General features: G+C 46.1%; 13 protein-coding genes. All 13 read left to right on the forward strand.

Annotation, left to right across the window (positions count from 1 at the left end; translation table 11 throughout):
• Window positions 1–67 precede the first annotated feature (67 nt).
• The 13 genes from NXH67_RS09690 (at window position 68) to NXH67_RS09750 (ending at window position 13,802) form a co-directional block, all read left to right on the forward strand.
• On the forward strand, window positions 68–1,495 hold the full coding sequence (locus NXH67_RS09690) for a transglutaminase domain-containing protein (RefSeq protein ID WP_272797256.1): 1,428 nt from the start codon (window positions 68–70) through the stop codon (window positions 1,493–1,495).
• 67 nt (window positions 1,496–1,562) lie between these two features.
• A complete protein-coding gene (locus NXH67_RS09695) occupies window positions 1,563–1,916 on the forward strand; it encodes an Asp23/Gls24 family envelope stress response protein (RefSeq protein ID WP_272797257.1) in 354 nt (117 codons plus the stop codon).
• A gap of 41 nt (window positions 1,917–1,957) precedes the next feature.
• Window positions 1,958–2,359: a transcription antitermination factor NusB gene (nusB, locus tag NXH67_RS09700; RefSeq protein ID WP_022776913.1), complete on the forward strand. Its 402-nt coding sequence runs from the start codon at window positions 1,958–1,960 to the stop codon at window positions 2,357–2,359.
• Between the two features lie 37 nt (window positions 2,360–2,396).
• Window positions 2,397–3,563: an exodeoxyribonuclease VII large subunit gene (gene xseA / locus NXH67_RS09705; RefSeq protein ID WP_442870186.1), complete on the forward strand. Its 1,167-nt coding sequence runs from the start codon at window positions 2,397–2,399 to the stop codon at window positions 3,561–3,563.
• Between the two features lie 10 nt (window positions 3,564–3,573).
• Window positions 3,574–3,810, forward strand: a complete 237-nt coding sequence (xseB, locus tag NXH67_RS09710; RefSeq protein WP_022776911.1) for an exodeoxyribonuclease VII small subunit — start codon at window positions 3,574–3,576, stop codon at window positions 3,808–3,810.
• Window positions 3,811–4,749 carry a polyprenyl synthetase family protein gene (locus NXH67_RS09715; RefSeq protein WP_272797259.1) on the forward strand — a complete coding sequence of 313 codons (939 nt, stop codon included), beginning with the start codon at window positions 3,811–3,813 and terminating at the stop codon, window positions 4,747–4,749.
• Window positions 4,750–4,772: 23 nt separating this feature from the next.
• The gene (gene dxs / locus NXH67_RS09720; protein ID WP_022776909.1) at window positions 4,773–6,626 is read left to right on the forward strand and encodes a 1-deoxy-D-xylulose-5-phosphate synthase; all 1,854 of its coding nucleotides are present in this window, start codon (window positions 4,773–4,775) and stop codon (window positions 6,624–6,626) included.
• 3 nt (window positions 6,627–6,629) lie between these two features.
• Window positions 6,630–7,532: a TlyA family RNA methyltransferase gene (locus NXH67_RS09725; RefSeq protein WP_272797260.1), complete on the forward strand. Its 903-nt coding sequence runs from the start codon at window positions 6,630–6,632 to the stop codon at window positions 7,530–7,532.
• 2 nt (window positions 7,533–7,534) lie between these two features.
• Window positions 7,535–8,380: an NAD(+)/NADH kinase gene (locus NXH67_RS09730; RefSeq protein ID WP_022776907.1), complete on the forward strand. Its 846-nt coding sequence runs from the start codon at window positions 7,535–7,537 to the stop codon at window positions 8,378–8,380.
• A gap of 29 nt (window positions 8,381–8,409) precedes the next feature.
• Complete coding sequence (locus NXH67_RS09735; RefSeq protein WP_272797261.1) at window positions 8,410–8,865, forward strand: arginine repressor; 456 nt, start codon at window positions 8,410–8,412, stop codon at window positions 8,863–8,865.
• Between the two features lie 73 nt (window positions 8,866–8,938).
• Window positions 8,939–10,627: a DNA repair protein RecN gene (recN, locus tag NXH67_RS09740; protein ID WP_272797262.1), complete on the forward strand. Its 1,689-nt coding sequence runs from the start codon at window positions 8,939–8,941 to the stop codon at window positions 10,625–10,627.
• 19 nt (window positions 10,628–10,646) lie between these two features.
• Window positions 10,647–11,300, forward strand: a complete 654-nt coding sequence (locus NXH67_RS09745) for a DUF1836 domain-containing protein (protein ID WP_022776904.1) — start codon at window positions 10,647–10,649, stop codon at window positions 11,298–11,300.
• Between the two features lie 21 nt (window positions 11,301–11,321).
• Window positions 11,322–13,802: an ATP-dependent helicase gene (locus tag NXH67_RS09750; RefSeq protein WP_272797263.1), complete on the forward strand. Its 2,481-nt coding sequence runs from the start codon at window positions 11,322–11,324 to the stop codon at window positions 13,800–13,802.
• Window positions 13,803–13,839 lie beyond the last annotated feature (37 nt).

The following is a 13,839-nucleotide window of genomic DNA, read 5'->3' on the forward strand; positions in this document are numbered from 1 at the left end:
ATTCTATTTTTTGAGGGGAAAATATTTGCTTAAAAGGCATTATGGATTTAAAAAAGTCACTGCCTTAATGAGCAGTGTTATTATTGCTGTCAGTGCTCTGACAGGCTGCGGGGAAGCATGGAATCAGTATCTGGAGGATATAGGAGTCAAAAATCCCGATGAATATGAAGAAGGGGTGATTTCTTCACATGAACAGTCCTATGTTGTATCCGAGGATATTCCGGCTGATTCGGTTGCTGTAACCTACGAGGTGGACAATGAGGATGCCGCTGCCATGGCGGAGACGGCTTCCGGGATGAACGACGGAGCTGTACTATCCCAGGACAGGGAACGGGACGAGGATGTCGGTCACGCAGATTCTTCCTTTATGTCCAGCTACAGGAAGCTTAAGGATTCCGATACGGATGAGAAGCTCAAGGCTGCCAGGGAGGAAATCGGCATCACTGAGGCAAATCTTGAATCTGTAAAGAGGCAGCAGGAGGGCAATTATGCCTATGAGAGGCTTACCGATTCCGGCAAGACTCTCTATGCTGAGCTTCTTCTTATTATGCAGGGGATGGGAAAGGATATTCTGGTGTCAACCACCAGCGATGATGCCATCGAATTGGTTTTTGACTATGTAATGACGGATCATCCCGAGATCTTCTATGTGGACGGATATCAGTATACCAATTACACCCTGGATAATGTTATTACCAAGATCACCTTCACAGGCAATTACCTGTATGACAAGGATGAAGTGGATAGAAGGCAGCAACTGATCAACGAATCCGTTAACGCTTGCCTGGCCGGCGCACCTTCTTCTACCGATGACTATTATGCGATCAAATATGTTTATGACTATATCATAAACAATACAGAATATGATGTGGACGCCGGAGATAACCAGAATATCTGCTCAGTATTTATAGACGGCAGAAGTGTCTGCAACGGTTATTCCAAGGCGGCGCAGCTTATTCTTAACAAGCTGGGTATTCCCTGCACACTGGTTACGGGAACCGTTACAACCAAGAATTCAACGGGAGTTCGGCACGCCTGGAATCTGGTTCTGTGTAACGATGCGTATTATTACATGGATGTAACCTGGGGAGATGCTTCTTATCAGACTTCTTCGGGAGAGTCGGCGGATTCCACCAAGTTCCCTTCCGTGAACTATGATTATCTCAATGTTTCCACGCAGGAGATCAGCAGGAATCACCAGATCTCGGATCTTATCTATATGCCTACCTGTAACAGCATGAAGGACAATTATTATGTTCGTGAGGACGAATATTTTACCTATGCTGAACCAGCTCTGGTGAGAGATCTTTTTGAGAGGCGTTATGCAGACGGAAGTGAGAATGTGACTATCAAATGTGCTTCCGACGCTGTGTATGATGCACTTTTTCAGATGCTTATCACCGAGAGGGGAGTGTTTGATTATCTACATGATGAAACCGGTACGGTTTCTTATACTACATTTGCCGATACCAAAACTATGATATTCTGGCTGTAATATGTTATACTATTTTTGTATGTTTATACATTCTTGATACATACAATACTTATGCGAGGTACTAATAATGGGAAAAGAATTAGCAGAGGTTGGAACAGTTAAGATTGCAGATGACGTAGTTGCAAGAATCGCAGCTCTGGCAGCTCTTGAGGTTGACGGAGTATCAGCTATGGCAGGCAATTATACCAGCGATGTTCTTGAGAAGGTCGGCAGGAAGAACCTGAACAAGGGTGCCAAGGTAGCACTTGCAGCTTCTGAGGTTAAGGTTGATCTTGCACTTATGATGGCTTACGGCTACAATATTCCGGCTACCTGCCAACAGGTTCAGACCAGAGTTCAGACCGCCATCGAGAATATGACAGGGCTTCAGGTTACCGACGTCAATGTAAGGATTGCCGGCATTACAATGCCCAAGTCATGAACCGTAACAACCTTTTTTACTGATTAGGAATGGAAAATATGATGAATAGAAGTATGCTGCGAGAGAAGATATTTGAGCTTCTTTTTCGCGTAGAATTTAATCCGATTGAAGATATGCCCGAGCAGGAAGAGCTGTTTGCCACAACAGGTGACACTGAGTTCTCCAAGTCAGATGCGGATTATATCAGAGATAAATATGAGAAGATTGCCGAGAAGCTGGAAGAGATCGATGCAGCTATAAATGACAAGACTTCAGGATGGGACACCGGTCGCATGGCTAAGGTGGATCTCACCATAATAAGACTTGCTGTGTACGAGATCAAATATGACGAGTCCGTACCCACAGGAGTTGCTATTAACGAGGCGGTAGAGCTTGCCAAGAAATATGGACAGGACGGTTCACCCGCTTTCGTAAACGGAGTGTTAGCTAAATTTGCGCAGTGAATATACAGTCACACAGGTTAATGCATATGTAAAAAATATGTTTGCTCAGGATTTTCTCCTCAGATCAATAACGATCAAAGGAGAGGTGAGCAATTGTAAGTATCATTCCTCCGGTCATATCTATTTTACGCTTAAGGATGCCGGAGGGGCTATTTCCTGCGTCATGTTTCGCTCGGATGCCGAGCGGGGCGGGCTCAAATTTCGAATGAAGGAAGGCCAGCAGGTTAAGGCATCCGGTTCGGTTACCGTTTATGAGAGAGACGGCAAGTATCAGCTCTATGTAAGGCAGATTGAGCTTGACGGCGCCGGTGCTCTCTATGAAAGGTATGAGGAGTTAAAGAAAAAGCTAGAGGAACAGGGCATGTTTGCGCAGGATTACAAACAGCCTATTCCGGCATTTATAAGAACTCTCGGCGTTGTGACCGCTCCCACCGGAGCAGCAGTTCGCGACATAATCAATGTGGCGACGCGGCGAAATCCGCATATTCAGATTATTCTTTATCCTGCCATTGTTCAGGGTGATCAGGCCGCTGAGAGTATTGTCAGGGGCATAGAGACCTTAGCTTCCAAGCAGGTCGATGTTATCATCGTTGGACGAGGTGGAGGTTCCATAGAAGATTTATGGGCTTTCAACGAGGAGATAGTCGCACAGGCTATTTTTGACTGCCCCATCCCTATTATTTCAGCAGTAGGACATGAAACAGATACCACGATTGCAGACTTTGTGTCGGACCGAAGGGCACCTACACCTTCAGCAGCGGCAGAGCTTGCGGTTTTTGAATACAGAAGATTTGTGCAGGATCTGGAGGATTATTCAGCGATCCTGTATAAAAATATGGATAGGAAAATTAGCGGGTACAAGTACAAGTCAGAGCGCTTCTATGAGACGCTCAGGCTCCTTAGTCCCGCAGGTAAGATAAAAGAGCAGTATCTTCGCATGGATCAGTTTGAAGATACGTTGAAGGCGCTTATGGATAGGCGTCTGATATCCTTAAGACACAGGCTGGACCTGGATATTGAGAAACTTAAGGGGCTTTCTCCTTTGGACAGACTAAAAGGCGGATATTCCTACACCACCGATGACGAGGGTAGGAACATCAGAAACACAGGGGATGTATCCAAGGGAGATGATATTAAAGTATACGTCACCGACGGCGTCATAGAGGCAACAGTTACAGGGAGCCGTCAAATAGACAGAAACTGAGGACGACCATATGGCAACCAGAAAAAAAGCAGTTGAAGAAGAGCAGAGCTTCTCTGTAGAAGAAGCTTTCAAGAAAATAGAAGAGAAGATAAGAGCCCTTGAGGATGAGGATATTACTCTGGAGGATTCCTTCAAGGAATATCAGGAGGGAATGAAGCTGTTAAAGAGCTGCCACGAAGCTATTGCAGTGGTGGAACAGAAGGTTCAGAAAATATCCGAGGACGGAAGTCTGGAGGATTTTGAGTAAATGGCAGATCAGATTTTTGAAAAACAGCTCCTGGCCAGAGCATCCCACGTAGAGGATGTACTTAAGAGATTTTTACCCGCCGAGGAGGGCTACGCAAAGAGAGTTATCGAGGCTATGAATTACAGCCTTATGGCTGGAGGCAAGCGCCTGAGACCCGTAATGATGCTGGAGTCCTACAGGCTTTTTTCCGGCAATGGAGATGAGAGTGTGGTGGAGCCTTTTATGGCTGCCATTGAGATGATACATACCTATTCTCTGGTGCACGATGATCTTCCCTGTATGGACAATGACGAGTACAGAAGGGGAAGGAAGACCACACACGCAGTATATGGCGCTGGAATGGCTACTCTTGCGGGAGACGGACTTCTTAATTTTGCATTCGAGACAGCGGTGAAGGGAGCCCTTACAGGAAAGGAACTGCCTTCCTACGACGGAGAGAACAAGAACAGATTTTTATCAGCTCTTGAAGTCCTTGCAACCAAGGCGGGAATCTATGGAATGGTGGGCGGACAGTGCGCTGATATAATGGCGGAGAATGCCGATCTTGGCAGCGCCGATATGAAGGATGTTCTTGCTTACATTGACGAAAACAAGACCGGAGCCTTAATAGAATCCTCACTTATGGTGGGAGCTATTCTTGGCGGCGCTGATAAAAAGCAGGTCGATATGATGGAGAGAGCTGGCAGCAACGTTGGAATCGCATTCCAGATTCAAGATGATATTCTGGATATTGTCGGCAATCAGGAGGAACTTGGTAAACCCATAGGTTCCGATGAGAAGAATAACAAGACAACCTATGTCAGTCTCTATGGCATGGAAGAGGCCAGGAATAAGGTTAAGCAGATGTCGGACGAGGCCTCAGCCATATTGTCGGAGCTGGGCTTTGGAGACAGTTTCCTTGACGGGCTGTTTGAGTATCTTATATACAGAAACAAGTGATTACAGGGGAAAGGAGCGAAAAAATGCTTCTTGATGAAATAAATAAGACCGGTGACATAAAGGAAATCCCACAATCCAAGTACCCCGAGCTGGCACAGGAGATCAGGGACTTTCTTATAGAGCATATATCGGTAACAGGCGGACATCTTGCTTCCAATCTTGGAACCGTGGAGCTTACCATGGCTCTTCATGTGGCTTTGGATCTTCCCAAGGATAAGATCATCTGGGATGTGGGACATCAGTCCTATACACACAAGCTTCTTACGGGAAGGAAGGACAAATTCGATACGATCAGGCAGTTCGGCGGAATCAGCGGTTTTCCAAAGAGATGCGAAAGTGATACAGACTGTTTTGACACAGGACACAGTTCAACATCTATCTCCGCAGGCCTTGGAATGGTTAAGGCAAGAGATCTGCAGGGAGATGATTATGCGGTTGTTTCCGTAATCGGAGATGGATCGCTTACTGGAGGTCTTGCCTATGAGGCGCTGAACAATGCAGCCAAGCTGGAGACCAATTATATTATTATTCTGAACGACAATGAGATGTCCATTTCGGAGAGCGTTGGAGGAATGAGGAAATACCTCGATTCTGTCCGCACAGCAGAAGGATATCTTAATCTTAAATGGGATGTGTATGAGCAGCTTCGTAACTCCAATCCCAAGATGGTAGATGGCATCAGGCGAGCCAAGAACAGTTTTAAACAGCTCTTTATTCCGGGGATGGTCTTCGAGAACCTTGGAATAACTTATCTTGGCCCTGTAGACGGTCATAATACCGCAGCACTTGTTAAGACCATCAAGGAAGCAAGGAAGGTCAAAAAGGCTGTCATGATCCACGTTATGACCAAGAAGGGCAAGGGCTATGAGCCTGCGGAGAGACATCCCGCAAGATTCCACGGCACGGAGCCTTTTATCGTGGAAAACGGACTTCCGAAAAATCCAAGGACCACAGCCAATTATCAGGATATTTTCAGCACCGTTATGTGCAAGCTCGGTGCCAGGGATGAGAAGGTGGTTGCCATCACAGCAGCCATGGCTGACGGCACAGGACTTAAGAGATTCAGGAATATGTATCCTGACAGATTTGTGGATGCCGGTATTGCCGAAGAGCATGCCGTTACCTATGCGGCGGGACTTGCTACGGGTGGATACAAGCCTGTTTTTGCTGTGTATTCGTCATTTTTGCAGAGGGCATATGATCAGATACTTGAAGATGTATGTCTGCAGAACCTGCCGGTTACTTTTGCAATAGACAGGGCGGGACTTGTCGGAAGCGACGGTGAGACCCATCAGGGTATCTTTGATCTGTCCTATCTGTCCTCCATGCCCAATATGACTATCATGGCGCCCAAGAACAAGTGGGAGCTGTCGGATATGCTTAAATTCGCAGTTAACCTTGGATCACCGGTTGCAGTCAGATATCCCAGGGGCAATGCCTATGACGGACTGTCTGAGTACAGAGCACCGATAGAACTTGGCAAATGCGAGCCTATCTATGAAGAGAAGGATGTATGCCTCATGGCTGTCGGCTCCATGGTCAAGATAGCTGAGAAGGTCAGAGATATATTAAAAAATAACGGAATCAGATGTTCACTTGTAAATGCCAGATTCGTTAAGCCCATCGACACAGAGTATATACATCTTGCATCCAGAGATCACAAGCTGTTTGTGACGATGGAGGAGAATGTGGCAAGCGGCGGCTTTGGCGAGAAGGTAAGAGCCTACATCGATGAGCACAGACTTGATGCAAGCGTTCTTCAGATTGCTATCCCCGATAAGTTTGTTACCCACGGAAGTGTTGACAGATTGAGGGAAGAACTTGGAATAGATGCTGATTCCATAGCAGAAAAAGTTTTGAGAGAAATACAAAGGTGATATATGGCTAAGGATAAAGAAAGACTGGATGTCCTTTTGGTTGAGAGAGGACTTGCACCTTCAAGGGAGAAGGCCAAGACTCTTATTATGGCAGGTGATGTTTTTGTCAACGGCCAGCGTGAGGACAAGCCGGGAACCACTTTTTCCGAAGAAAAGATCACATCGCTGGAGGTAAGAGGAGAGAAGCTTCCCTATGTCAGCAGAGGCGGTCTTAAGCTGGAGAAGGCGGTCAAAAATTTTGATTTTTCTTTAAAAGATAAAGTGTGCATGGATATCGGAGCCTCCACCGGGGGCTTTACAGACTGCATGCTGCAAAACGGCGCAGTCAAGGTATATTCCGTGGACGTAGGTCACGGACAGCTGGACTGGAAGCTTAGAAGCGATGACAGAGTGGTCTGCATGGAGAAGACCAACTTCAGATATATGGTAAGGGATGATATCGGAGATGATCTGGATTTTGCATCCTGTGACGTTTCTTTTATATCACTTACCAAGATTCTTCTTCCTGCCAGAAGACTTCTTAAGGACGGCGGAGAGATGGTGTGCCTTATTAAGCCCCAGTTTGAGGCCGGCAAGGAGAAGGTAGGTAAGAAGGGCGTTGTACGAGATCCTAAGGTTCACGAGGAAGTTGTTCACAGAATTGTGGATTTTACTAAGATAGCAGGTTTTAAAGTTCTGCATCTTGATTTTTCTCCGATCAAGGGACCTGAAGGGAATATCGAGTACCTTGTACATATTCAAAAAGACCCGGAGATGAATCTGCAGGTTGCAGAGCTTACCGAAGCTGAGGGCGAGAAGCTTCTTCGGGAAATTGAGGCGGAAAAGACCGGTTTTTCCCGTACTGAGGGAATGGAAGAACTGATAACAAGAACTGTGGCAGCAGCCCATGGAAATCTGGATGTATAAGTATGGAACACTTTTGCATAGTTACCAATAAGAGCAAAGATGCGGACCTTTCGGTTACGCATTATATCAGGGATTACCTTAAGGCTCATGGCAAGACCTGTGATATAGCGGAGGATCTGAAGAACCCTGCTGATACTACAGGTGCCAGGAAGTTTATGAGCACTATCCCGGAATCCAGCGACTGTGTGATCGTGCTTGGCGGAGATGGTACAATGCTGCAGGCGGCAAGAAGTATTGCTTTCCTGGATATTCCAATAATCGGCGTCAATCTTGGCACCATGGGATATCTTGCGGAGGTCGAAAAAAGCGGCATTGATGAGGCTCTTGAACGAATTCTCTCCGGTAATTACCATATCGAAGACAGGATGATGATCAAGGGCAGTATCGGCGAGAAAAAGGACTATGCCTTAAATGACATTGTAGTTACCAGATGCTCGGCGATTCAGGTAATTAACTTTAATATCTACATCAATGATCTTCTTCTTGCCAATTATCATGCAGACGGAGTGATAATCTCAACGCCCACAGGTTCCACCGGTTACAATATGTCTGCCGGCGGCCCGATAGTGGAGCCATCAGCGCACATGATACTGGTAACACCTATATGCTCGCATACCCTGAATTCCAGGAGTATGGTGCTTTCTGCTGATACCAAGATATCTATTGAGATAGGCCCCGGGAGAGATAACGGTGTTCAGAATGTCATAGCTTCTTTTGACGGAAGCGGAGTGATAGACCTTAAGACCGGAGACAGGATTGAGGTCATAAAGTCTAAGAAAACAACAAAGATAATCAAACTTAACAGAGTCAGCTTTATTGAGGTACTCGGTAAAAAGTTTGATAAATGATAGAAGGATAGAAGGAAGGGAAACTATTAATGAAGAGGAACAGACACGATAAGATTATCGAAATTATCGCCAAAAATGTAGTTGAGACTCAAGAGCAGCTTGCCTGCCTTCTTAAGCAGGCAGGTTATGATGTAACTCAGGCCACAGTGTCCAGAGACATCAGACAGATGAAGCTTACCAAGCAGGTAACAGAGGACGGAAGACAGAAGTATGTATATACTACAGCAGACAGTGATGTTATGCAGGATAAGTACGTCAGCGTTCTCAAGGCCGGATATCTTAGTATGGACACAGCTCAGAATCTGATTGTTGTAAGGACCGTTTCAGGTATGGCTATGGCTCTTGCAACAGCCATAGATGCGCTTGATTTTCCGCAGGTTCTCGGATGTATTGCCGGTGATGACACCATCATGGTGGCGCTTAAGACCAATGAGGATGCAGTGGAAGTAATGGAACATATGCAGAAAATGATAAAGGAAAGCTAACCTTTATTTTTTCAACAAATTTTGCTTTTAAAAGCAAGGCGGGGAACTCATTTTCTAGAAGGATGAGGTTTATATGTTATACACTTTACATGTGAAAAATCTTGCTCTTATCAAGGAGCAGGAGATCGAGTTTGGAAAGGGGCTGAATATACTGACCGGTGAGACCGGCGCAGGTAAATCTGTGGTGATCGGTTCAGTTAATCTGGCCCTTGGAGGAAAGGCTGACGGTAGCCTTATAAGAACCGGGGAGGAATACGCATTGGTTGAGCTGACTTTCGGAATCGAAAGTGACGCTCAAAGACAGCTTCTTGAGGAAATGGACATTCCCATAGAAGAAGACGGAAGTCTTACAATCCAGAGAAAGCTGATGCCAAATAGGAGCGTGTCCAAGGTTGGCGGCGAGACCGTAACAGCCAGACAGCTCAAGGAAATCTCTAACATTCTTATAAATATCCACGGACAAAATGATCATCAGGAACTTCTTCACAAAAAGAAACACTTGGAGATTCTTGATGATTATTGTATGGATGGATTAAAGGACCTGTTTGATAATCTTTCCGATGAGTACAAAAAAATGAAGGACATCTCCGAGAAACTCTCCGAGACCGAGATGGATGAAACATCAAGGATAAGAGAGCAGGAACTACTGGAATTTGAAGTTCAGGAAATCTCGGATGCTGCGGTGGTTATAGGCGAAGATGAGAAGCTTGAGAGCTCCTACCACAAGATGGTCAACAGCAGGAAGATCTCCGAGGCAGCCTATACGGCAGCAGCCATGACGGGCTCAGGGGATTCCGAGGAGAGTGCCTCAGATATCATTGGAAGAGCCGTAAGGGAATTGTCATCGGTTGCTTACTATGATCAAGAGCTCCAGGGACTTCTGGATCAGCTCTCAGATGTGGAGAATCTTCTCAGTGATTTCAACAGGTCTCTGTCAGGCTATATCAAGGATCTGGAGTTTGACGATGAGGAGTTTCAGACCACAGAGGACAGACTTAATCTTATCAACCATCTGAAGGATAAGTACGGCGGAAGCCTTCAGTCGGTTTTGAAGGCCCTTGATGAGAAGCAGCAAAGACTGGATACGCTGTCAGACCTTGATGAGTACAGAAGCAAGCTGTCAAGAGAATATGAGGCCTCAAAAGAGGAAGTTTTGAAGCTTTGCAAGAAGATATCCGACATAAGGAAAAAAGGCGCCGCATCCCTTAAGGATAAGCTTAAGGAGGCGCTTATTGACCTTAACTTCCTTGATGTCAGATTTGAGATTGATGTTAGAAGTGATGAGGAAAAGGTATCTTCCAGAGGGTATGATGATGTGGAATTTATGATTTCCACCAACCCCGGCGAGGAGCTCAGACCTCTTGAAAAAATAGCCAGCGGCGGTGAGCTGTCCAGAATTATGCTGGCACTTAAGACTGTCGTTGCGGACAAGGATGATATCAGCACACTTATTTTTGATGAGATAGATGCCGGTATCAGCGGCAAGACGGCATGGAAGGTATCCCGCAAGCTGGGAACCCTTGCCAAAGATCACCAGATCATCTGTATTACCCATTTGCCACAGATTGCCGCAATGGCGGATACTCATTTTATGATTGAGAAGGGGCTTGATGATGGCAGAACCGTCACAGGAATATATGCCCTTGACGAAGATGCTTCCACAGGCGAACTCGCAAGACTTCTCGGAGCAGAAAAACTCACTGAGACTACCCTTGAGAATGCAAGGGAAATGAGGCGAGAGGCCATGGAGGCCAAGGCTTAATTAACGGAGACTTAAGAAGATGACTATAGATAATGATGATCTTATGAACAGCGTTATAGCATCCCTTGGGAGGATCGATGCGATTCCTTTGGAGGAGATGCCAAATATTGATCTGTATATGGATCAGCTCACCACCTTTATGTCTGAGCGCCTGAACCGCACCACAAGGCACCCTGACACCGACAAGGTGCTGACCAAGACCATGATCAATAACTATGCCAAAAATGACCTTCTTCCGCCACCTGTCAGGAAGAAGTACTCCAAGGATCATCTTATTCTTTTGATCTTCATTTATTACTATAAGAGCATCTTGTCCATCAATGACATTCAGACACTGATCACTCCGCTTAAGGAGAGATTTCATGTCAGCGACGACGAGCTTAACTTAAGTAAGATCTACAACACGGCCTATGATCTTCAGAACGAGGAGCTGGAGCCCCTCATTGAGGATCTTAAGAAAAAATACGACAGGTCACTTCACACCTTTGATGATATGGAGCTGTCAGAGGAGGAGAAAAAGAGAATGCAGATGTTTTCCTTTGTATCTCTTTTATCCTATGATGTCTATGTGAAAAAGCTTCTTATCGAGAAGATCCTTGACAATATCAACGAGAAGGATGCCGAGGAGAAAGCAAAGGCCAAGGAAGAATTGAAACAAAAGAAAAAGAACTGAGACTAATAAAGGAATTTTTTAATGGGAATAAACGATACACTTAATGCGCAGCAGAAACAGGCGGTTTTCCAGACCGACGGACCGGTGCTGATACTGGCGGGAGCAGGTTCCGGCAAAACAAGAGTCCTGACACATCGTGTTGCGTATCTTATTGATGATTGCGGCGTTAACCCCTGGAATATTATGGCAATCACCTTTACCAACAAGGCAGCGGGGGAGATGAGAGAGAGGGTAGATAAGATTGTAGGCTTTGGTGCTGAGAGCATCTGGGTCTCCACCTTCCACTCCAGCTGCGTAAGGATTCTTAGAAGGTATGCCGACAGACTGGGCTACGACAGCAATTTTACCATCTACGACACAGATGATTCCAAGACTCTTATGAGGGACATCTGTAAAAAGTATCAGCTTGAGACCTCTACGCTTAAGCTCAAGCAGATCATGAACAGCATTTCGAGGTGCAAGGACAATCTGGTTACTCCGGACGAGTATTTTTCCGTATCCGGGAACGATTTTATCAAAGCCAAGATTTCCAAGGCCTATACCGAGTATCAGCTTGCTCTTAAAAAGAACAACGCCATGGATTTCGATGATCTTATCATGAAGACGGTGGAGCTGTTCAAGAACAATCCGGACGTGCTTGATTCCTATCAGGAGAGATTCAGGTACATCATGGTGGATGAGTATCAGGACACAAACACCGCGCAGTTTGAGCTTATAAGGCTTCTGGCGGATAAGTACAGGAACCTGTGCGTTGTGGGCGACGATGATCAGAGCATCTACAGATTCAGAGGCGCCAACATCAGGAATATCCTTGATTTTGAGAAGGTATATCCTGAAGCTGTGGTGATCAAGCTGGAGCAGAATTACAGATCCACTCAGCAGATCCTGGATGCCGCAAATGCCGTTATAAGAAACAACTATGGCCGTAAGGACAAGGCTCTTTGGACCGATGAAAAGGACGGAGAGAAGGCCAGGCTGATGCAGTTTGACACCGGATACGACGAGGCAGAGTTTATTGCTTCGGATATAGGCAAGCTCAAGAGAAACGGCAAATTATCCTACAGCGATTGCGCTGTTTTGTACAGAACCAATGCACAGTCGAGACTTCTGGAGGAGCGCTTTGTTCACGAGGGTATCCCATATGATATCGTGGGCGGCACCAACTTCTATTCAAGGCGTGAGATCAAGGACATTCTCGCATACCTCAAGGTAATTGACAGCGGCAGGGACGACGTTGCTGTTAAAAGAATAATTAATGTTCCCAAGAGAGGTATCGGCGGGACAACTATCGATTACGTTCAGAATTATGCTGACGAGAGGCAGATAACCTTTTTTGACGCCCTCTGCGAAGCAGATCAGATCGTGGCTGTATCAAGAAGTACAAGCAAGCTGACAGATTTCGTTACGATGATAAGGGCCTTCAGAACCAGACAGAAGATGATGTCTCTTGAAGAACTCATCAAGGATGTGATCGATACTATAGGATATATGGACTATCTGAAGACGCTGGATGATGACGATGACAGCGGCGATAACGACAGAGCCCAGAACGTGGACGAACTTATTTCCAAGGCAGCAGCCTATGAGGAGAACGAGGAGACAGAGCTTCCTTCCCTTACGGGATTTTTGGAGGAAGTTGCTCTGGTTGCCGACATCGACAGAATAGGCGAGGACAACGAGAAGGTTCTTCTTATGACCCTTCACAGCGCCAAGGGACTTGAGTTTGAACATGTTTATCTTGCGGGCATGGAAGAGGGCGTTTTCCCCAGCTACATGACTTTGCAGAACGAAGATGCAGATCCTGAGGCCATTGAGGAGGAGAGACGTCTTGCTTATGTGGGAATCACAAGAGCCAAGAGACACCTCACCCTTACCTATGCAAAGAGGAGAATGGTTAGAGGACAGACTCTTTTTAATGATGTCAGCAGATTTGTAAATGAGATTCCAAGGGACCTTATCGAGAAGACCTCCAGAGCTTCGTCGTTGCCCTCTTTTATGATGGATGATGACGATGACTCTATAGATGAGTACGACGGCGTTGAGTACACCTTCAAGGGAAGAGGGGCCTATGAGAGCGGCATGGAGGGCTATGGAGCAGGCAGCTCATCCGTCAGTGGTTCCGGTGGCAGATCCGGCATAAAGAGTACCTACAAGCCCGGCACAGGATACACCGGCGGCAGTTCACCGCTTGCCAATACCTACAAGATCAAGGCTAAACCGGCACCGGTGAAGCCAAGAGCTGTTCCTCAGGACAAGCCATACATCGCCTCAGCTGCCAAGACTTACACCAAGGGTTCATTGGCAGGCCTTTCCAAGGGAATGCCAACTACAACTTCTCAGCCAGATTACGGCGAGGGAGACAGAGTTTCCCATGTGAAGTATGGCGTGGGAACGGTTACTGCCCTTGAGAAAGGACCAAGAGATTATAAGGTTACGGTAATGTTCGATGACTGCGGGCAGAAGGTTATGTATGCTGCTTTTGCCAAGTTACAGAAACTGTAAGGGTCATTAATGTGGTATAATTATAATGATATTGACA

The organism is Butyrivibrio sp. DSM 10294 (assembly GCF_028539135.1).
Taxonomy (GTDB): Bacteria; Bacillota; Clostridia; order Lachnospirales; family Lachnospiraceae; genus Butyrivibrio.

Coding starts and splice junctions, on each gene's coding strand:
- NXH67_RS09725 (WP_272797260.1), top strand. CDS start 6,630: ATGGCTAAGGATAAAGAAAGACTGGATGTCCTTTTGGTTGAGAGAGGA.
- xseB (WP_022776911.1), top strand. CDS start 3,574: ATGGCAACCAGAAAAAAAGCAGTTGAAGAAGAGCAGAGCTTCTCTGTA.
- xseA (WP_442870186.1), top strand. CDS start 2,397: ATGTTTGCTCAGGATTTTCTCCTCAGATCAATAACGATCAAAGGAGAG.
- NXH67_RS09745 (WP_022776904.1), top strand. CDS start 10,647: ATGACTATAGATAATGATGATCTTATGAACAGCGTTATAGCATCCCTT.
- NXH67_RS09695 (WP_272797257.1), top strand. CDS start 1,563: ATGGGAAAAGAATTAGCAGAGGTTGGAACAGTTAAGATTGCAGATGAC.
- NXH67_RS09730 (WP_022776907.1), top strand. CDS start 7,535: ATGGAACACTTTTGCATAGTTACCAATAAGAGCAAAGATGCGGACCTT.
- NXH67_RS09690 (WP_272797256.1), top strand. CDS start 68: ATGAGCAGTGTTATTATTGCTGTCAGTGCTCTGACAGGCTGCGGGGAA.
- nusB (WP_022776913.1), top strand. CDS start 1,958: ATGAATAGAAGTATGCTGCGAGAGAAGATATTTGAGCTTCTTTTTCGC.
- NXH67_RS09750 (WP_272797263.1), top strand. CDS start 11,322: ATGGGAATAAACGATACACTTAATGCGCAGCAGAAACAGGCGGTTTTC.
- dxs (WP_022776909.1), top strand. CDS start 4,773: ATGCTTCTTGATGAAATAAATAAGACCGGTGACATAAAGGAAATCCCA.
- NXH67_RS09735 (WP_272797261.1), top strand. CDS start 8,410: ATGAAGAGGAACAGACACGATAAGATTATCGAAATTATCGCCAAAAAT.
- NXH67_RS09715 (WP_272797259.1), top strand. CDS start 3,811: ATGGCAGATCAGATTTTTGAAAAACAGCTCCTGGCCAGAGCATCCCAC.
- recN (WP_272797262.1), top strand. CDS start 8,939: ATGTTATACACTTTACATGTGAAAAATCTTGCTCTTATCAAGGAGCAG.